Below are 18,492 nucleotides of genomic sequence, written 5' to 3'. Positions count from 1 at the left end.
CTGCGGCAAACTTCATAAAACTGTCATCTGGCAGAAACGGAATATTCAAGGATAGGCGGAAATTATCCGGCGGCAATTTGCATCCATGCCGGAGTACCTCATGTCCTTCCAACCTGCCGAAATGCTGGTCCTGCGCCGTTTTGGTGACGATCAGCTCGTGACCCTCGCCAAGCTGGCCATAGAAACCGCTTTCCAGCCCATCGTCGAGGCGGCAACGGGAGCGACCTTCGGCTATGAATCGCTCATGCGCGGGTTTGACCGGCTGGGTTTCGGTTCGCCGCCTGAACTGCTCGACAAGGCGCATGATGTCGGCCAGCTGGCCGAACTGGAACAGATGATCAATGGCCGGGCCTTTGCCGGGTTTTCCGGCCTGCCCGGCTTCACCCACCGCATGCTGTTCATCAACATCGATGCACGCCTGATCAGCCTGGGCACCAATTTCATCGAACGTCTGACCCAGCAGCTGATCAAGGCCGGCATCCGCCCCTCCTCCATCTGTTTCGAACTGTCCGAGCGCTTCGACAACACCAAGGATGCGGCGTTCACCGCGCTGATCAACAAGCTGCGCCATGGCGGCTTCAAGCTTGCCATCGATGATTTCGGCGTCGGGTTCAACGGGCTGAAACTGCTTTGCGATTATCCGACCGACTATGTGAAGATCGACCGCCACTTCATCTCGGGCCTCGATGCCAGCCCGCGCAAACGCCACATCGTCAAGCAGATTGTCCAGATGGGGCATATGCTTGGTGCACGCGTCATCGCTGAAGGCGTGGAGACCGAAGCGGAATATATTGTCTGCCGCGATCTCGGCTGCGATCTCGTCCAGGGATATTACATCGCGCGCCCCACCACCAATGTCGGGGAGCTGCAGGATATCTATCCCCATCTGGAACAGGCCGGTAGCGGGCGCCGCCAAACCACGACGCTCGACAGCATTCTCATCCGGGCGCAGGTGCAGCGCCTTCCCGCCGTGCGCGAGAACGACGATCTCGACAATGTCTTCGAACTGTTCCGCAAAAACCCGCAGCAGAGCTTTTTTCCGGTGCTCAGCGCCAATGACGAGCCGCGCGGTGTTTTGCACGAATACCACGTCAAGGCGATGATCTATCATCCCTTCGGCCGCGATCTCCTGAAGAACCGCATTTATCAGCGCGGCATCTCGCATTTCGTCACCGGCACCCCCATCGCCGATCTCGATACGCCCGCCGAGCAGATGCTCAAGATTTTTGCCGGGATCGACGGCAGCGACTGCGTGATCCTCACCGAGAATCTGCGCTATGCCGGTGTACTCTCCGCCTCCTCCCTGCTGAAAATCATCAACGAAAAGCAGCTGAAGACGGCACAGGACCAGAACCCTCTGACCGGCCTGCCGGGCAATCGCTCCATCCGCGACTACGTGCAGGACATCATGCGGGACAGTTCGGTGACCCGCTTCTTCTGCTATTGCGACTTCGACAATTTCAAGCCGTTCAACGACCATTACGGCTTCCAGAAGGGCGATCTGGCCATCGGCCTGTTTGCCTCACTGCTCCGCCATCATTTTGTCGGGGAAGACAAGTTCCTCGGCCATGTCGGCGGTGACGACTTCTTCATCGGCATGAGCGGCGGCAGCCGAGCGGAAATCGAGGAACGGCTGACCGCGCTCTTGAGCGATTTCCAGACCAATGTGCTCGATCTCTATACGCCGGAAGACCGCGCCGCCGGTGCGATCCGCGCCCACGACCGATCCGGCGGCGAGCGCCACTTCCCGCTCATGCGCTGCAGCATTGCCGTGCTGGAGATCGCCGAAGGCCTCATGCATGCGGATGTCAATCGGGTCAGCGCATCCATCGCGGCGATCAAGGCTTCAGCCAAGGCCAATCCGTCGGGACTGGTGTTCAGCAGCCTTACCGAGGTTTAGCCGGCATTCTGGAAATTGCGGACATTTGACAGGATTTCCTTCGACAGCGCCGCGATCAGTTCGCCGTCGGCGCCCTTGCGCGGAACCAGCACGAATTCCACGTCCTCGAGTGTGGGCAACCGGCCCGCGGGAAGCTCCTGCAAGCCTGCCGGAACCATGCTGCGCGGTTGCACCAGAACACCCATGCCGGCTCTCGCTGCCGCAATCAGCCCGCTGAGGCTGCCGCAGGTGCAGACGATGCGCCAGGGAATCTGGTGCTTTTCCAGGGTTTCCAGCGCCACGCGGCGGGTGATGCTCGGCGGCGGAAAGGCGATCAGCGGCAGCGCCTTCTGCTTTCCGCCAAGACGCGCCGGATCGCGCGCCAGCCAGACCAGCGGCTCGCGATAGACCAGCTCACCACGCGGATCGCCAAGGCGGCGCTTGGCCAGCACCAGGTCGATCTCGCCCCGGTCCAGCATCTCGTAGAGGACACCGCTCAAGGATACCGTGAGTTCCAGGTCGACGGACGGGTGCGCCCGGCCGAAATCCTCCAGCACGTCAGGCAAACGGCTGGTGACAAAATCCTCGGAGACGCCAAGGCGCAGATGGCCGCGCAAGCTGTTCTCGGCGAAAAGCGCCTGCACTTCGCCATTGATCGTCAGCATGGTCCGCGCGTGGGCAAGCAGCGCCTCGCCATCCGGCGTCAGGGCAAGACGATGCGTATCGCGCTGCACCAGACTGCGGCCGAGCTGCGTCTCCAACCTTTGGATGTGCTGGCTGACCGTGGACTGCCCCAGCCCCAGCTTTTTCGCCGCCATGGAAAAGCTGCCCATCTGCTCCAGGGCGACGAAACTGCGCAATTGCATGAGATCAAGCATTTGAAATCCTGAATCATGATAAGTGTTATTCCTTGCATCCTATATCATGATAGTGGATGCTGCCGCAAATCTATCGTACCGGAATAACAGCCATGTCCCGTTTTTTGCCTGACAATTTCACCCTGATGCTTGTTGCGACCGTCGTGCTGGCATCGTTTTTTCCTGTCAGCGGCGTCGCCGCCGATTATTTCGGTCTGGCGACGAAAGTGGCCATCGGGCTTCTGTTCTTCCTGCACGGCGCGCGCCTGTCGCGGGATGTGGTCATTGCCGGGTTTCTGCACTGGAAGCTGCATCTGACGATTCTCGCTGCCACCTTCGTGCTGTTCCCGATTTTCGGCCTGGCTGCCGGTGTGCTTGTTCCGACAATCCTGCCGCCTGCCTTCTACACGGGCATCCTGTTTCTGTGCGTGCTGCCTTCGACGGTGCAGTCGTCCATCGCCTTTACATCGATTGCCGGAGGCAATGTACCGGCCGCCATCTGCTCGGCATCCGCCTCGAATATTTTCGGCATGTTCCTGACGCCGCTTCTGGCCGGCGTATTGTTTTCCGCCAGTGGCCACGCCGGGTTTTCGCTGGATGCGCTGCAATCCATTTTGCTGCAATTGCTGGCGCCCTTCATTCTCGGACAGGTGCTGCAGCCATGGATCGGCGATTTCATCCGCAGCAAGAAGAAAATCCTGATGCCGGTGGATCGCGGCTCCATTCTGATGGTGGTCTATCTCGCCTTCAGCGAGTCGGTGAATGAAGGCCTGTGGAAGACCATGTCGCTGCGCGATCTCGGCGTGGTCATTGCCGTCAACATCGTGCTTCTGGCGCTTGTGCTGCTCACGACCATGTATGGCAGCCGCTGGCTGGGTTTCTCCAAGGAGGACGAGATCGCCATCACCTTCTGCGGTTCGAAGAAGAGCCTTGCCAGCGGCGTACCCATCGCCACGGTGATCTTCGCCGGACAGAACATCGGCAGCATCGTGCTGCCGCTGATGCTCTTTCACCAGATCCAGCTGATGGCCTGTGCCGTCATTGCCCAGCGCTATGCGGATGCCCGCAAGAAGCAGGCATCCGCGGTCCAATCCGCCGGGGATAAAAAGGCTGCAACCAGCGCTGCCGGTTAGGCAGCGCGGGTTTCCAGGCTCGGATCGGCAAAGACCTGACCGAGCCAGACGCCGCGAAGCGTGCGCGCACTGACAACGAGCCAGACCATGGCAAGGGTGATGACCAGCACTTCCGCAAACAGGCCGATGCTGGCAACCGGTAAAATATGGCTCAGACGCAGGGTTGCCACGGCATAGACGCCCAGCGGGAATGTATAGCCCCACCAGCCCATGTTGAATGGAATGCCGTCACGGAAATACCGGATGGTGATCATCACGGCCATGACCAGCCACCACAGGCCGTAGCCCCAGAGGAACACGCCGGCAAGCAGGCTCGCGCCGGAGACAGCACTGGCGACAGCACCCAATCCATGGGCGGTGAGGATGTCGGGCGCATTGGTGCTGAGCACGAACATGCCGAGCGCGCCGGTCCCGATCGGTCCGAGGGCAAGCCAGCTCGATGCGGCCATGTTCGGCGCCGGCAGCTTGTGCAGCGCCATGCGCAGGAACAGCACAACGAGAATGCACATCGCCAGCGGCACGGACAGGGCCCAGAGCACATAGCTGGCAAGAAGGACGGAGAGCTGCGTGGAAGCATCGGCAATGTGCGGCAGGAGCAGGCCGCCACTGACCGCCGCCACTTCGCTGGCAACCACCGGCAGAAGCCAGACGGACGTCATCTGCTCCATCGCGTGGGATTGCCGGGTGAACATCATGAACGGTATGGCAAGCCCGATTCCCACGGAAAGGATCACGTCAAGCCACCAGAGCGCATAGGCAATGGCAACGGCACTTTCACCCAGCCGGGCAATACCGAAGACCAGAAAACCGTTGACGATGGTCGCAAGCCCCATGGGAATGCAGCCGAAGAACATCGACATGACGGGATGATCGAACACCCGCTTCGCCTCTTGGCGATAGCGGAGCCAACGGGTGACATAGGCCAGGCTGCAGGCAGCGAAGAGCAGCATATTGCCCAGCCACAGCGCCTCACCCAAGGCAAAGATCGCGGGCTGGCCGGGGAATTGCCCCAAGGCAATGGAAAGAATGCCCGTCCCCATCGTCGTTGCAAACCAGTTGGGCGTGAACTGGCGGACAATACCCAGTCTTTTAGGCGCAATCGAACGGGGAACGGAGCGTGTGGATGTATCGAGCGTGGTCATGATGAATCTCTGCGTCATTGGCAGAACATCCTTAGCAAGCGCTAACTCATCAATTCCAACGCATTAAACTTGTCAAACAAATCGATAAAATCGAATGATCGCTTATGCCCGCTCTTCCGCAAGGGAAACAAAGGCATCCGCAGCCTTGCTGCGATAGCGCTCGCGGTGATGCAGGAGATAGAACGGCCGCGGCATGGTCGGATAGGCAATTTCCCGCAACAGCTTGGCGCGAAGCTTGGATGAGGCAACGCTGCGCGATATCAGCGTCGCCCCCGCACCGGCCTCGACCGCTCCGATCACTGCCTCGTTGCCCGGCAGCACCATCGCGATATCAAGCATGGTCACGTCCATGTTCACTGCGCCAAGCAACTGTTCAAAAGCCGAGCGGGTGCCGGAGCCTTTTTCGCGCAGGACCCAGGCGACATCGCGGAAATCCCTTACGTCGACAGTGCGGTGCGCAGCCCAGGGCTGACCGGCAGCAACCACGATCACCATGTCATCCGTCGCCACGACCCTGGTCGACAGCAGCGCATGCTCGACCCTGCCCTCCACCAGCCCCAGTTCCGCCTCGCCCGCTTCCACAGCCGCCGCAACCTGCCGGGTGTTGCCGATGCGGATATCGAGCGTAATGCCGGGATAACGTTTCCTGTAGGCGGCAAGCATGTCCGGCAGCCAGTATCCGGCAATCGTCTGGCTTGCCATGATCGAGAGCTCACCGCGCATCAGACCGGCCAGGTCGGTCAATGCGGTTTCCGCCGCCTTGGCCCGCGCAACCACGGCGACAGCTTCCTTCAGAAACACACGCCCGGTCTGGTTGAGAACGATGGAACGTCCGATCCGGTCGAACAGGGTGACGCCATGTCTGGTCTCAAGCGCGGTAATGGCTGCACTCACCGCCGACTGCGTCATGTTGAGAGCCGCCGCCGCATGGGTGATGTGCTCGCGCTCGGCAACCGCGATGAAGATGCGCAACTGGTCCAGCGTCATAAACAATCTCTCAGCAAGGATTCGGCAACAGCTTTGCCAGATTACACATATTGCCAAGCCGCGCGGGGCCTAAATTTCCGGACGGCAGACAAAACAAAGGGGCCGCACACCGTGCAGCCCCTGTTTCGTCCAGCCCGGCCCGCCTATTACTGCGCGGCCGGCTGTGCCTGCACGCGGGACGCAATGGCTTCCATCAGCTTGGCAGCCAGGGTGTCATATTTTTCATCGTAATGATGATCGCCCTGCAGCTGTATCTTTTGCACCGTGCTGAGCGACGGGTCGTTGCAGGCGGTGTCATCCTCCTGCGTGCCATAGACGCACAGCACCTTTGCCGGCGGCAGTTTGGCAACGGCGGGTGCCACCTCGTTGTCGCCGCCGAGACCGAGCCACGCACCGACCGAAACCTGGAACGGCGTGGTTTCCTCCGTGCCGATCAGACCGACCATGGCGATGCGCTGCTGCAGATGCTCGGGAATGAACGGCCAGGCGAAAGGCACCGTGTTCGCCCCGAAGGAATAGCCGAGAAGGACCACGGGCAGCTTGCCTGTCGGATCGGCTTTCTTGATGATGCGGCCGATATCCTTGGCGATGTCTTCCGGCTTGCGCACCGACCAGTAATAGCGCAGGGAATCGACGCCGACGACGTGCACGCCCTCCTTGGCGATGATATCGCCGACGGATTTGTCGATATCGCGCCAGCCGCCATCGCCCGAGAAGAACACGGCGAGATATTTCGCCGGACCGTTGCTGCTCGGAATATCGACGATCGGCAGGGTGTCGGCGGAGGCATCTTCCTTGGCAATTTCCACCGCCGCATCAGCCGCCATCTGCATGCGCTCAGGCTTGCCTGCGGCCAGCTTCTCCTGCGCCTTGAAATAACCGGGGGTCGGCGGGCCGGACGGCGCCGGATCGGCCTTTTCCCGCACGATGACCGCTGGATTGGGCAGGTCAGCATCATAGGAATAGCTGTAGCCTTGTCCGGCAACAGGCTCGAAATCCGCACCTTCGCAGGATGGCAGCTTGGTGTTGAGCGCAACGGTCGGATCGAGCGCGACAGCCCCCGCAAGGGTTGCCGCCGGTGAATTGGCGACCGAGGCGTAGGACATCACGCCGCCTTCACCAATGCCGATCATCACAGGATGCATATAGGTATCAAGAGAAATCATGCGCTGAGCTTCCTTCGCAAGGCCCTCAAGATCGGAGACGAAATAGGTGCATTCGCCCGTATCCTGATTGAGTTGCTGACGCCATCTTTCCAGATCGACCGTCAGGACGAGGAAACCGCGATCAAGCAGCAGCTTGGACAGCGCCTCGTCATCGGCACGGATACCGCCGGTCTGCGACACGAGGATGGCAATACCGGTTGGTTTCATGCTCGGCTGCAGCAGCGGGACTTCGCTCAGGCGTTCGGACGTGACCAGAATGCGTCCGGATGTCCAGAAAGTAAGCCTTGGCACATAGCGATAGGTGACGGAAAGAATGATGCTGATGATCACAAGCGCAGCAACAAGATACAGATAAGGCCTGCGTAGAAATTTCATCGTTTAAAGACCTCGAAGGGGCTGCCGCTCACCAAATTGGTTGCATCGATCAGGGAACGTGGTGTGGCAAGGCCTGGGGGGCAAATCAGATAATAGGGTGTCCATTTCGGACCGAACTTATCCTTGAACGCGCGCAATCCGTCAAATCGATAAAATTCAGCACCGCGCCGGTAGATGAACGAACCGATGCGGTTCCAGCGGGACGCAAGATGGCTGTCGGAAAGGCCGGACAAGGGCGCCGCACCAAGATTGAACCACTCATAGCCCTCTGCCTTCGCCGCCATCAGCAGATTGGCAAACAGGCCATCCATGATCACGCTCGACGCATCGGGCCGGTGCCGCATCAGGTCAACCGCAATTTCCTTCTGCCCAGCACCGCGCCAGACATTGGCAAAGGCGACAATCGCGCCGTCCTTGCGCAGGACCGCAATGTCGAAATGCGAGAGGTACGCCACTTCGAACGAGCCGAGCGAGAAACGCTTTTCGGAACCTGATTTCATTTCCAGCCAGGCATCGGACACCTCGCGCAATTCATCCATGACCGCCGGTGTCTGCTCCTTGGGCAGGATTTCAAAGGAAATGCCTTCCTTTTCCAGCCGTCTCGCCGCATAGCGCAGCGGCTGGCGTTTTGAACCCTCCAGCGAAAAATCGCGCAGTTCGACGCGCGCAACTTCGCCCAGCTTGAGCGCCGTCAGGCCCATGTCGAGGAACAATGGCAGGCGTTCCGGTCCAACGCCATAGAAGACCGTACGGGCGCCGGTGCGGTCCGCCATGTCGCGAAATGCCCAGGCAAGCCCCCCGACGACCCCGTCATCCCCGCCAACCGGTTCGCCCATCGATACCAGGCTGCCACCGGAGCGGGCGAACATCACAAAGCCACGCCCCTTGCCGTCCATCAAAAACCGTTTGTCGCCCAGAAGCGCCAGCGCATCGGAGGCACGCGGTGACTGCGCCACCAGATCGGGCACATCTTCCGGAATGGGTTGGGCACGCAATTTACCGCGCCCGACACCATTGATCACGGTGTTGATGGTGATCGCCGCCAGCAGGGTCAGCAGAAGCACGCTGCCGCGCAGGAAGCGGGATGCCTGCGCATCCCAGGCAAATTCCCACCAGAGCTGGTTGGCATATTCCACATGGCGATAGGCGAAGAAGCCGAGCCACAGCACGGCGAATGCCGTCGTGCCGATACTGGCGAGCCAGCCCCAGGTCAGCTTGAAGCTTTCCCCCATAGGCTTGCGGTAAAAGGAATCGCCGAACAGCAGGAGGACACCTGCCATCAGGGTCAGGGCCAGTGCTTCTTCCCAGTCGAGCCCCTTTGCCAGGGAGAACACCGCTCCAAGGCTGAAGAGAACAACGGCCATCACCCAGGCGCGCCAGAGCCGCCGCGCCAGTCCCCGCGCCACGATGAGCAGCGCCAGACCGACGAAGCTCGCACCGAGATGCGACATTTCCAGGAACGGCATCGGCACGAAATCGGAGAGCACCTCCAGGCGGCGGGTGAAGTCCGGCGTGACCGAGGAAATCAGCAGGACAATGCCGCCGAGAAAGGCGATACCGGCGGAAAGCGGCGGTATCAGCGTTTCGAACACCCGCACGGCCAGCATGGTCGGCCCGGCAATAAGGTGACGGCGGCGCAGTATTTCCGAGATGACAAAGCCGATGATGGCGACAAGGAACGGAATGAGGGTATAGATCGCCCGGTACGCCAGCAACGCAGCAATCGCGTCGGGATTTGTGCCAATCCCCAGACCGGCAATCATCGTGGCTTCAAACGCGCCGATACCGCCCGGCGCATGGCTGATGATGCCGAGGGCCACGGCGACCACGTAGATCAGCGCAAAGGCGGCGATGCTGGGCACGGCCCCGTGGGGCATCAGGACATAGAGGGTTGCCGCCGCTGCGGCCACGTCGATCAATCCCGCAATGATCTGCAGCATGGCGCCCTGCGACGACGGCAGGCGCACGGAAACACGGCCGATACGCAGCGTCCGCTCGCGGCGCGACAGCCAGAAGAGTAGCACCGCGACCGCGAGAAGAACGGACGCACCGATCATCTGGTCGATCGCCGGACCGAACGACACAATCCAGGGAATGCGCGTGGGGTCGATCACCAGCGCAACGGCAATCATGATGGTGAAGGCAAACCAGATCGCCAGCCATGACGTGCCGATGATCCGGCCGATATCGGCCACATTGATGCCTTCGGCGGCATAGACCCGGTAACGCAGCGCGCCGCCGGTCAGCAGCGAGAATCCGAGCGCGTTGGAAATGGCATATCCGGCGCCGCCGGCCATGGCGGAGATATAGTAGGGCACACGCTTGGGCGCGATGGTTTCCACCGCCACCACATCATAGAGCGCAACCGCGGCAAAACTGACAAAGGTAAAGAACAGCGCCAGCAGCAATGTGCTGTTCGGTATCGCATGGATCGAATGCTTGACGGCCTTGAACGAAATCTCGCTGGACAAATGCGTCAGGACCAGCAGGCTGAGGACAGCCACGCCGACGCCGAAGAAGGCGAACATCGCCGATTTCGTCCGTTTTCCCCACGGCAATTTGAGCTGCGAGCGCGCGTTAATTCGCTGCAGCGCTTTCTCGTTGCTATGAACCGGAGACGTGGCGGGGTCAGAAATCAATGCGTCGTCTTTCCAATGGCGCCAAAATCCCCATGACTTTGGCCAGGCGTGATAAGCTATGTAATAATGGCGGCAGTATGCCACAACACAAACGCTCGATTTTGGCCGGGCCAAAATCGAGTGCACTATTGTGTGCTAGTTATTGCATTCTGATGAATTGCGCTACTGGGAGTCGGATTTGCTGCGCTAGGCCGCCTGATCCAGTGCAAGGTGGCGGTACGAGCCCGGAGCCCGTACTCTTCCGACAGCTGCGGATGGCGGAGCAAGCCCCATCCCTTCGGCAATGGCCGTTGCCACCGAGTTGCTGTTCTGGATCAGAAACGAATAGCCCAGACCGGATGCGCGGATGCGCGACGCCACATCCACCGCTGCACGCCATTTTGTGGCGATGGCCGTATAATTTCCTTCGAGCAGCAGTGTGGTGCGCGATGTCGGGCGCACATAGAACTCGGGGCAGTAGATCAGGTCGCGCTTGGAATAGTCGGTTACCACAGCTGTCAACCGGCCGCGAATGGCGCAGTAGTTGAAACTGCCGTCCGCATTGGCTGCGCCGCCGTTGATCTCATAAAGCGGCCTGCCCGTCTCGTCGGTCCACACCACAAAATTATGGCTCGCAATCCCGGCAAAGCGCGGGATCGGATAGGAGCCAAAGAGAATGCGGTGGTTCATAAACGGGTGCTCTGGAGTTCTGGTTCGAGGAAATCAGAATCTTCAATAGACCATTTGATTTCAAAGACAACAGGCGCGTTTCTAACAAAAATGTTATACGGATTTGTTTAGCCGGAACACCATCAGCGTATAGACACAAAACTGTCAAACTTGAGCGCCTGCCGGTCCATTTTGGACCGGTTTGACGCTGACCCGCATAAAACGGATCGAGACATCCCCGCAGACCAGCGTCAAAATTTATTTTTCACGTTTTCGCTGCTGACATGGCGAAAACACTTCCCTTCGCTGGCAAAATTCAGCGCAACGGCTCTTGAGATCAGACGACCCGCGCCCGAATCTCGCCGATGCCATCGACGCCGCCATGCATTTCATCGCCGCGGACGATGGCGCCCACACCGGCAGGCGTTCCGGAAAAGATCAGGTCGCCCGCCTTAAGCGTGAACAATGTCGAGAGATAGGCGATGGTTTCCGGGACGTTCCAGATCAGTTGCCTGAGATCGCCACGCTGGCGTTCCTGACCGTTCACCTTGAGCCAGATGGCACCGGACGACGGATGGCCGATGTTTGCAGCCGGAACGATGGCGGAACAGGGTGCGGAAGCCTCGAATGCCTTGGCCACGTCCCACGGGCGCCCCAGTTTCTTGGCTTCCCCCTGCAAGTCGCGCCGGGTCATATCGAGGCCGACCGCGTAGCCGAAGACGTGATCGAGTGCGCTGTCGACGGCGATGTCGGTTCCGCCCTTCCCCAGTGCGATGACCATTTCCATCTCATAGTGAACATCGCTTGAGCCGCTGGGATAGGGAAAATCGCCATTGCCGGTGACCAGCGCATCCGGATTCTTCTGGAAGAAGAACGGCGGCTCGCGGTTCGGATCATGACCCATTTCGATGGCGTGATCGGCGTAGTTTCGCCCGACACAGTAAATCCGGTGCACGGGGAACAGCTTTTCCGAACCGGTCACCTGCAAAACCGGCTGGGAAACGGGCTGGAAAACAAATTGATCGTTCGGCATTATGGGCCCTTCACATGAGATTGATGACCGTGATCGGATTCGATCTTGGCAAGCTGTTTGGCACGCTACACATGGTATAGAAGTCAGACAATCGTCCAATGCAATCCGGCAAATGCAGCGTCATTGTGCCCTGTAGCAGGAATGTTCAGCCTTTATGGATCAAAGATTCGTGCATGAAAGAACAGGCGTCACCGACGATGACGCGGGGTTGCTGGACCGGGTCCAGCACGCGAGCTTCCAGTATTTCTGGGACGGTGCTCATCCCCGAAGCGGGCTGGCCCGCGACCGCACCGGTAAAACTGCCGACCCGAACAACGATCTCGTTGCCGCAGGGGCGAGCGGGTTTGGTTTCATGGCCATTCTGGTGGCCATCGAACGCGGCTGGATCGAGCGGCAGGCGGCTATCGGCCGGATCGCCACAATGCTGACGGCGCTGGAACAGACCAAACGCTATCACGGCGTGTTTCCGCATTTCTTCCATGGCGGCGACGGGTCCACCATCCCCTTTTCCATGCGCGATGATGGCGGCGATCTGGTCGAAACCGCATTCCTGCTGCAGGGTCTGATCTGCGTGCGGCAGTATTTTGCCGCGCCGGCCCCGGAAGAGACGGCGCTGCGCGACCGGATCAACCATCTCTGGCACGCCGTCGAGTGGACAGCGCACATCAAGCATGACGAAAAGGTCCTGTACTGGCATCACAGCCCCCGCTATCACTTCGCCCGCAATGTACCGATCCGCGGCTGGAATGAAGCGCTGATCGCCTATGTCCTGGCGGCAGGTGCCCCCAGGCACGGCATTGATGCCGATATCTATCATGAGGGCTTTGCCACCGGCAGCCAGTTCATCAACGGGCAGGATTATTACGGCATCACCCTGCCGCTCGGCCCCGACTATGGCGGGCCGCTGTTCTTCGCCCATTATTCGTTCTGCGGCCTCGATCCGCGCGGGCTTTCCGACCGCTATGCCGATTACTGGCAGCAGAACTGCAACCATGCCCGCATCAATTACCAGCACTGCGTCGAGAACCCGCATGGGTATCGCGGTTATGGCCCGGACAGCTGGGGCCTGACCTCGAGCCACGGCCCCACCGGCTATGTCGTCAGCTCTCCGGCCTCGGATTTCGGCCTGATCGCGCCCACGGCCGCCCTTTGCAGCCTGCCCTATCTGCCCGAGGAGGCCATGAATGCCTTGCGGCACTTTTTTCAGCTTCCCCGGGCAAAGATGTGGGGGCGCTTTGGCTTTGTCGATGCGTTTTCACAGACCAGCGGATGGTTTGCTCGTACCTATCTCGGTATCGATCAGGGACCCGTGGTCGCCATGATCGAGAACCATCGCACCGGCCTGTTGTGGAACCTGTTCATGAGCGCCCCGGAAATTCAGGACGGGTTGCGCAAACTCGGTTTTTCCAGCCCGCATCTCGCCGCTGCCCGGCAGGAAATTTTGGAACCATTGGGCTGATTGTGCATTGCCACAAGCGGAGCGGGCGGCCACATTCTGCCGGATCGCGGCAGCCATCGGGGAGTATTCATGCAGGTTCATGCCGTTTTCAACCGCGATGGCGGCACCTTTCGCACCCTCGACATTGCGGCATTCGCCCTGAAGGCGAAAGAAATCTTCGAACAGCACGGGCATGCCTTCCAAAGCGATATCGTGGCCGGCAAGGATATCGTGAAGGCGCTCGAGAATGCGGCCGCGAGGGATCGGGACGGTGTGCTGATGGCCGGTGGCGGCGATGGAACCATCTCCGCCGCTGCAGCGGTCGCCTGGAAGACCGGAATTCCACTGGCAGTGCTGCCCGCCGGAACCATGAACCTCTTCGCCCGGTCGCTGAAAATACCGCTTGAGTTGAATGCGGCGCTCGAGAGCCTCGCCAGCGGTGTGATAACCGCAGCCGATATCTCGACCGCCAATGAGCGCGCTTTCGTGCACCAGTTCGCCATCGGCTTTCAACCGCGGATGATCAAGCTGCGCAACACGCTGGAATACAGTTCCCAGTGGGGAAAGCGCCTGGCCAGCATGCGGGCATTTGCCAAGGTGATAGGGCGCCCGCCCCGCTTCGCCGTCCGGCTGACCATCGACGGCGTACCAACCGAACGGACAGTCTCGGCGATTTCCGTCTCCAACAACCCCTATGGCCGGGGCTTGCTGCCGATCGCCGACAGCCTGGATCAGGGGAAGCTCGGTGTGTACATCGCCGACCGGATATCGCTTTCATCCCTCGCCAAATTGGCTGCCACCGTCCTGATGGGGTCATGGCGCAACAACAACGACGTGGACGAGATATTGGCCGGGGAAGTCGATCTGCACTTTCCGCATCTTCATGGCCGTAAAAGAGCCACCATTGATGGCGAGCTCGTCCCGCTGGAACGCGACGTCGTCATCAAGGTGCATGCGGGCGCGTTGCGGGTGCTGGTTCCGGCAGAGCCTTCGCCCAAATGAAAACGGCGTGACTCTCGCCACGCCGTTTGAACGAAAGCTGGAGGCAATCAGCCTTCCTGCTGCTGTGCCTGCTTCTTCTTCGACTTCTTGGTTGGAGCTGCCGTGCCGCCAGCGGCTTTCTTGGCAGCAGCCGCCTCTTCCGCGGCAACCTGGTCGGCGCTCTTCGGCATGGTGTCGACGACGGAGCGGACTTTGCCCTTGTCGGTGACGGTGCACAGCGCATTGCGGATATCGACTTTCAGGGAGACTTCGTTGACGCCACCACCGACAGCGCGTTCATCGACGGCCTTGATATTGCTCGCCGAAAGCACATATTTGCTCGCCGCGGCAGCAATGCACGGCGCTGCGAGTTCCGAACTGACGGGCGGGCGGACGGGAGAGAATGTTGCGAATGTCGGGCCTGCACTCGGCTCGCCGGTTGTGGAACATGCGGCAAGGGGAATGAGAACTGCCAGGGGGGCAATCCGGCTTAGAATAGAGGTAGGCAGGCGCATGGCTTTCTCCGCAAAGTCTCGTCGCAGGATGATGTCTGTTTAGGCCGGAAACTATTCGCTTTTACCCATTTGTCTAGTGGCACAATCGCCACAATGGGACTTTATTGCCACAATCCCCAGATCGCTCCCTAAGGTGAAACGTTAAGCATCCAGTTCAGAACGCCGCGCCAATCCGACATGCGGATGGGCGTTCCGTGGTTGCCTGTCTCGAAACGGACGAACCGCACCGGATAACCTTTCGTGGTACTGCGTATTTTCTGGTAAAACGCTTCCTGATTGTCGATCGCGAACACCGGATCGCGGCTGCCGTGACCGAAGAAAACCGGTATGCGCCGCTTATAGGCGGGCGAACCGATGAACTTGTCCTCCCACAGGGAACCCAGCATCACCAATCCGGCAATGTTTTTCGCTGCTTCCGCATCCTGCGCCAGTCCCCAGCACAGCGAGCCGCCCATGGAACCGCAGGCAACGAACAGCTTTGCCTGCGGCGATTGCGACTTGAAGTAGGCAATAAGCCCGGCAACCTGCGCCACACCTTTGTCGCCAAAGTCGCGGAAATCGGGCGTGAGATAGAGCCCGCCATTGAGAACCATCAGGTTCTTGATGCGGTTGAAATTACCGCCGAAGGTAAAATCATTCATGCCCTGCTGGCGGTTGCCGCCCTGCCCGTGCAGATAGATCGTGATCACGGATGCGCCGGGGTCGATTTTCCCGGCAGCCATCACCTTGACCGGCCCGCTGGCGGTGGTCACCACCAGATCCTTCTGCATCCGCTTGGCGGCAAGATCGATATACCGGCGCTTCACCCGCAGTTCCGGCACATCGTCGCGGCCATTGATATCGCGCATCTCATTGTAATCGACCACGGTATAGTCGCCGCCATCGGCTGTCTTCATGATGCCGGGATAGGCAAACAAGTCATCCTTGAAAGGCGCAAGCTGCGCGGCAAGTGTCGCGCTGGAAAGACCGATGGCAGCCAGCGCGCCAAGAAAAATAGTCCTGAACAAATGCAAATCCTCTGATTATCGTGCCGCTGCCACGATGGTGCCGCCGGCCAGCCGAAGCATATCGGGCGTGTCGACGTCAATGGCCGCCGCTTCGCCAAGCTCTACATCAATGACCGGAATATCGCCACGCTCCACCAGATGCCGTGCGCCGACATCGCCGGCCAGCGTAAAAACCTCGTCGAAGAGGAAGCGCGGCAGGATGACGGGATTGCCGCGTTTGCCCTTGAAGGTTGCGCGGACGACCGTTTGCCCGCCGACACCCTGGAATTGCCGGATCATGGTTTGCAGATCGGATGCGGACAAGGCAGGCATATCCGCAAGCATGATCATGACGCCGTCCGAGGATGCCGGAGCGTGACGGATGGCCGCGTGCAATGACGAGGCAAGCCCGCTGGCATGATCTGTGTTGAGCACGATGTTCACGGGTAGCCCGTCCAGCGCGGCGCTGCATTCCTGCGCCATGTAGCCGAGTACGGCAATCACCGGCTCGCCTCCGGCCTGGACTGCCAGTTCCGCCGACCGGCGGATCAGCGGCACGCCGTCGAACGTGGCCAACAATTTGTTGGCGCCGCCCATGCGGCTCGACCGCCCGGCGGCGAGAACGGCTATGGCGACCGCCGGCCTTGGCAGCGGCGGCCTGGGGTCTCTTGGCTGTGGTCGGGTCGGAATTTCCATCAGCAGGCCGCCAACGCCCATACCGACAATATCCGCCTTGGTGACCGGAATATCGGCCAGGAGCCGGTCGATCACCCAGTCAAATCCATTTTCCTTCGGGCTTCGGGCACAGCCGGGCGCGCCGATAACCGGCTTGCCGCCGAGTTCGCCCAGCACCAGCAGGTTGCCGGGATCGACGGGCATGCCGACATGATGAACAATGCCCCCCACGTCCCGAATGGCTGCGGGAACCACGTCATCCCTGTCGACCACGGCGGACGCGCCGAAAATGATCACCATATCGCTGTTGCGGTGCATCTGCCGGATGGATGCCGCTAGCGCCCCTGTCTCGTGGACCGGGCGCAATTCTCCGATCAGGCTCCCGCCGCTGGCGCTCACGCGCGCATCGACAACCCGCATGGTCTTGTCGAGCACGGAGGGTTTCACCGACGCAAGCGTCGTCTGGATCAGGCCGACGCGGACACCGGAAAAGGCATGAACACCAAAAGCATCACGCTGGTGTGCAAGCGTGGCGATTTCATCGAGAACGGCCCTCGATACGGCAAACGGGATGATCTTGATGGTGACAACCATCTGCCCCGGCTCCACCCGCTCGAATGGTTTGAGCGTGGCTATCGTGACCGACGCATCCACCGAATTGATCGCATTGATCAGGTCGGCATCCACCGTAAAAAGCCCGGCGGTCTGCGCGTAGCAGTTCACCCGTCCGGTGGAGGCAGGGCCGGCCTGAATGCCGAAGCACTGCAGGGCAGCGGTTATCTGCCGGGCGGCGGCATTTTCCTCGACGTCACCGGCATCAAGGCGCGCCGCCGTGACATGGGTAACACCGGCACCGCGCAATTGCGCGATATCGTCCCCCGTAAGGACATGGCCCTTCTTCAGCTTCACCGCGCCCGCATGGGTGGAATGGGCGAGAATGGCACCGATGGCCTGATCGAGAGGTATATCGCCGAAAATCATGCGGTCTTTTCCAGTGTTTGGGCCGTACGCAGCCGGCGTGCCCGGAAGGCCTTGATGACTTCAGCCAGCACAGCGACGGCAATTTCCGCCGGACTTGCCGCACCGATGTCGAGGCCGATCGGCGCATGGATGGCGGCAATGCTTTGCTCGTCCAGGCCGAGTGCCTGCAACCGCTCCACCCGCTTGGCATGGGTTTTGCGGCTGCCGAGCGCACCGATATAGAAGCATCCGGCCTTCACGGCATGTTCCAGCGCATAATCGTCAATCTTCGGGTCGTGGGTCACCACGGCAACAGCCGTATAGGCATCAAGCGGGCGGGCTTTCAGCGCATCCTGCGGCCATTCGGCCAGAAGCCGCACATCGGGAAAACGGTCCGGCGTGGCGAAGGCCGTGCGCGGATCGATGATCTCCATGTCGTAGCCCGCCAGCCGTGCCATCGGCGCCAGCGCCTGGCTGATATGCACGGCACCGATCACCACGAGACGCGGCGGCGGCAGGTGAACGTTGAGAAAGAACGACCGGCCGTCCACCGCGGCGACACCGGACTGTCCGGACAGGAATGCCTTCGCGATCACTTCGCCGAGTTGCCCGGCGACGGGATCGCCCTCCCTGATGACCCGGTCGCGGCCGTCGCCGAGGTCGGTCAACAGCAGCGCCGCCCTGCGGGCCCGGCGTTCAATATTCAGTTTCTTGAGGCAATAGGGATCCATGATGCGATCTCAGCCAAGCCGTTCAACATAGACTTTGATGCGGCCGCCGCAGGACAGCCCGACCTGCCAGGCCGTTTCATCGGCAACACCAAACTCCAGCAGCCGGGGTTCGCCCGTGGTGATCACGTCCATGGCCTCGGCGATCACCGAACCCTCGACACAGCCGCCGGAAACCGAGCCTTCAAAATTGCCCTTTTCGTCAATGACAAGGTGACTGCCGACCGGACGCGGCGCCGATCCCCAGGTTTCGATGACCGTGGCAATAGCAACGTCACGCCCGCCGGACATCCAGTGCTCGGCAACGAGCAGCGGATCGTGTTCACTTGTGCTTTGTTGTGTCATGACCA

General features: G+C 60.4%; 16 protein-coding genes. 4 read left to right on the top strand and 12 right to left on the bottom strand.

Annotated elements, in window-relative coordinates:
* Positions 1-100: 100 nt before the first annotated feature.
* Entirely contained in the window at positions 101-1,900 is a 1,800-nt protein-coding gene (locus ACZ25R_RS10415; RefSeq protein WP_464660915.1) for a GGDEF domain-containing protein, read from the top strand.
* Here ACZ25R_RS10415 and ACZ25R_RS10410 read toward each other — a convergent pair.
* Complete coding sequence (locus ACZ25R_RS10410; RefSeq protein WP_472460927.1) at positions 1,897-2,757, bottom strand: LysR family transcriptional regulator; 861 nt, start codon at positions 2,755-2,757, stop codon at positions 1,897-1,899. The genes ACZ25R_RS10415 and ACZ25R_RS10410 overlap by 4 nt on opposite strands.
* A gap of 92 nt (positions 2,758-2,849) precedes the next feature.
* Here ACZ25R_RS10410 and ACZ25R_RS10405 point away from each other — a divergent pair, with 92 nt between their 5' ends.
* A complete protein-coding gene (locus ACZ25R_RS10405) occupies positions 2,850-3,869 on the top strand; it encodes a bile acid:sodium symporter family protein (protein WP_464660918.1) in 1,020 nt (339 codons plus the stop codon).
* Here the strand turns inward: ACZ25R_RS10405 and ACZ25R_RS10400 are convergent.
* The 6 genes from ACZ25R_RS10400 to ACZ25R_RS10375 all read right to left on the bottom strand — a co-directional run bounded on the left by ACZ25R_RS10400 (position 3,866) and on the right by ACZ25R_RS10375 (position 11,859).
* On the bottom strand, positions 3,866-5,029 hold the full coding sequence (locus ACZ25R_RS10400) for a TDT family transporter (RefSeq protein WP_472460926.1): 1,164 nt from the start codon (positions 5,027-5,029) through the stop codon (positions 3,866-3,868). The genes ACZ25R_RS10405 and ACZ25R_RS10400 overlap by 4 nt on opposite strands.
* A gap of 84 nt (positions 5,030-5,113) precedes the next feature.
* Positions 5,114-5,998, bottom strand: coding sequence for a LysR family transcriptional regulator (locus ACZ25R_RS10395; RefSeq protein ID WP_472460925.1), 885 nt, complete (start codon positions 5,996-5,998; stop codon positions 5,114-5,116).
* Positions 5,999-6,144: 146 nt separating this feature from the next.
* Complete coding sequence (locus ACZ25R_RS10390) at positions 6,145-7,539, bottom strand: virulence factor family protein (protein WP_472460924.1); 1,395 nt, start codon at positions 7,537-7,539, stop codon at positions 6,145-6,147.
* Entirely contained in the window at positions 7,536-10,067 is a 2,532-nt protein-coding gene (gene mprF / locus ACZ25R_RS10385; RefSeq protein WP_472460923.1) for a bifunctional lysylphosphatidylglycerol flippase/synthetase MprF, read from the bottom strand. The genes ACZ25R_RS10390 and mprF overlap by 4 nt, the downstream gene beginning before the upstream one ends.
* 297 nt (positions 10,068-10,364) lie before the next feature.
* Positions 10,365-10,847 carry a hypothetical protein gene (locus ACZ25R_RS10380; RefSeq protein WP_223612993.1) on the bottom strand — a complete coding sequence of 161 codons (483 nt, stop codon included), beginning with the start codon at positions 10,845-10,847 and terminating at the stop codon, positions 10,365-10,367.
* A 316-nt stretch (positions 10,848-11,163) separates the two neighbouring features.
* Positions 11,164-11,859, bottom strand: coding sequence for a fumarylacetoacetate hydrolase family protein (locus ACZ25R_RS10375; protein WP_472460922.1), 696 nt, complete (start codon positions 11,857-11,859; stop codon positions 11,164-11,166).
* A gap of 154 nt (positions 11,860-12,013) precedes the next feature.
* Between ACZ25R_RS10375 and ACZ25R_RS10370 the strand changes: the two genes are divergently transcribed.
* Together ACZ25R_RS10370 and ACZ25R_RS10365 are read left to right on the top strand one after the other, a co-directional pair.
* The gene (locus tag ACZ25R_RS10370) at positions 12,014-13,318 is read left to right on the top strand and encodes a glucoamylase family protein (RefSeq protein WP_472460921.1); all 1,305 of its coding nucleotides are present in this window, start codon (positions 12,014-12,016) and stop codon (positions 13,316-13,318) included.
* A gap of 69 nt (positions 13,319-13,387) precedes the next feature.
* On the top strand, positions 13,388-14,299 hold the full coding sequence (locus ACZ25R_RS10365; RefSeq protein WP_472460920.1) for a diacylglycerol/lipid kinase family protein: 912 nt from the start codon (positions 13,388-13,390) through the stop codon (positions 14,297-14,299).
* Between the two features lie 47 nt (positions 14,300-14,346).
* Here the strand turns inward: ACZ25R_RS10365 and ACZ25R_RS10360 are convergent, their stop codons facing one another.
* From ACZ25R_RS10360 to ACZ25R_RS10340, 5 genes are all read right to left on the bottom strand, one after another.
* On the bottom strand, positions 14,347-14,793 hold the full coding sequence (locus tag ACZ25R_RS10360; RefSeq protein ID WP_403176035.1) for a hypothetical protein: 447 nt from the start codon (positions 14,791-14,793) through the stop codon (positions 14,347-14,349).
* Positions 14,794-14,921: 128 nt separating this feature from the next.
* A complete protein-coding gene (locus tag ACZ25R_RS10355; protein ID WP_472460919.1) occupies positions 14,922-15,800 on the bottom strand; it encodes an alpha/beta hydrolase family protein in 879 nt (292 codons plus the stop codon).
* A gap of 15 nt (positions 15,801-15,815) precedes the next feature.
* The gene (locus ACZ25R_RS10350) at positions 15,816-17,435 is read right to left on the bottom strand and encodes an NTP transferase domain-containing protein (protein WP_472460918.1); all 1,620 of its coding nucleotides are present in this window, start codon (positions 17,433-17,435) and stop codon (positions 15,816-15,818) included.
* The gene (locus tag ACZ25R_RS10345; RefSeq protein WP_472460917.1) at positions 17,432-18,145 is read right to left on the bottom strand and encodes an XdhC family protein; all 714 of its coding nucleotides are present in this window, start codon (positions 18,143-18,145) and stop codon (positions 17,432-17,434) included. Before ACZ25R_RS10345 ends, ACZ25R_RS10350 begins: the two co-directional genes overlap by 4 nt.
* 9 nt (positions 18,146-18,154) lie before the next feature.
* Entirely contained in the window at positions 18,155-18,487 is a 333-nt protein-coding gene (locus ACZ25R_RS10340; RefSeq protein ID WP_472460916.1) for an XdhC family protein, read from the bottom strand.
* Positions 18,488-18,492: the final 5 nt, after the last annotated feature.

Source organism: Phyllobacterium sp. RCAM01083, from assembly GCF_055685835.1.
This window is presented reverse-complemented; position numbering and strand designations above follow the sequence as displayed.

Excerpts from the sequence above, each read along its gene's own strand:
- ACZ25R_RS10370 (WP_472460921.1), top strand. The coding sequence starts at position 12,014 with ATGGATCAAAGATTCGTGCATGAAAGAACAGGCGTCACCGACGATGAC.
- ACZ25R_RS10365 (WP_472460920.1), top strand. The coding sequence starts at position 13,388 with ATGCAGGTTCATGCCGTTTTCAACCGCGATGGCGGCACCTTTCGCACC.
- ACZ25R_RS10400 (WP_472460926.1), bottom strand. The coding sequence starts at position 5,029 with ATGACGCAGAGATTCATCATGACCACGCTCGATACATCCACACGCTCC.
- ACZ25R_RS10345 (WP_472460917.1), bottom strand. The coding sequence starts at position 18,145 with ATGGATCCCTATTGCCTCAAGAAACTGAATATTGAACGCCGGGCCCGC.
- ACZ25R_RS10340 (WP_472460916.1), bottom strand. The coding sequence starts at position 18,487 with ATGACACAACAAAGCACAAGTGAACACGATCCGCTGCTCGTTGCCGAG.
- ACZ25R_RS10360 (WP_403176035.1), bottom strand. The coding sequence starts at position 14,793 with ATGCGCCTGCCTACCTCTATTCTAAGCCGGATTGCCCCCCTGGCAGTT.
- ACZ25R_RS10350 (WP_472460918.1), bottom strand. The coding sequence starts at position 17,435 with ATGATTTTCGGCGATATACCTCTCGATCAGGCCATCGGTGCCATTCTC.
- ACZ25R_RS10375 (WP_472460922.1), bottom strand. The coding sequence starts at position 11,859 with ATGCCGAACGATCAATTTGTTTTCCAGCCCGTTTCCCAGCCGGTTTTG.
- ACZ25R_RS10380 (WP_223612993.1), bottom strand. The coding sequence starts at position 10,847 with ATGAACCACCGCATTCTCTTTGGCTCCTATCCGATCCCGCGCTTTGCC.
- mprF (WP_472460923.1), bottom strand. The coding sequence starts at position 10,067 with ATGTTCGCCTTCTTCGGCGTCGGCGTGGCTGTCCTCAGCCTGCTGGTC.
- ACZ25R_RS10390 (WP_472460924.1), bottom strand. The coding sequence starts at position 7,539 with ATGAAATTTCTACGCAGGCCTTATCTGTATCTTGTTGCTGCGCTTGTG.
- ACZ25R_RS10395 (WP_472460925.1), bottom strand. The coding sequence starts at position 5,998 with ATGACGCTGGACCAGTTGCGCATCTTCATCGCGGTTGCCGAGCGCGAG.
- ACZ25R_RS10410 (WP_472460927.1), bottom strand. The coding sequence starts at position 2,757 with ATGCTTGATCTCATGCAATTGCGCAGTTTCGTCGCCCTGGAGCAGATG.
- ACZ25R_RS10405 (WP_464660918.1), top strand. The coding sequence starts at position 2,850 with ATGTCCCGTTTTTTGCCTGACAATTTCACCCTGATGCTTGTTGCGACC.
- ACZ25R_RS10415 (WP_464660915.1), top strand. The coding sequence starts at position 101 with ATGTCCTTCCAACCTGCCGAAATGCTGGTCCTGCGCCGTTTTGGTGAC.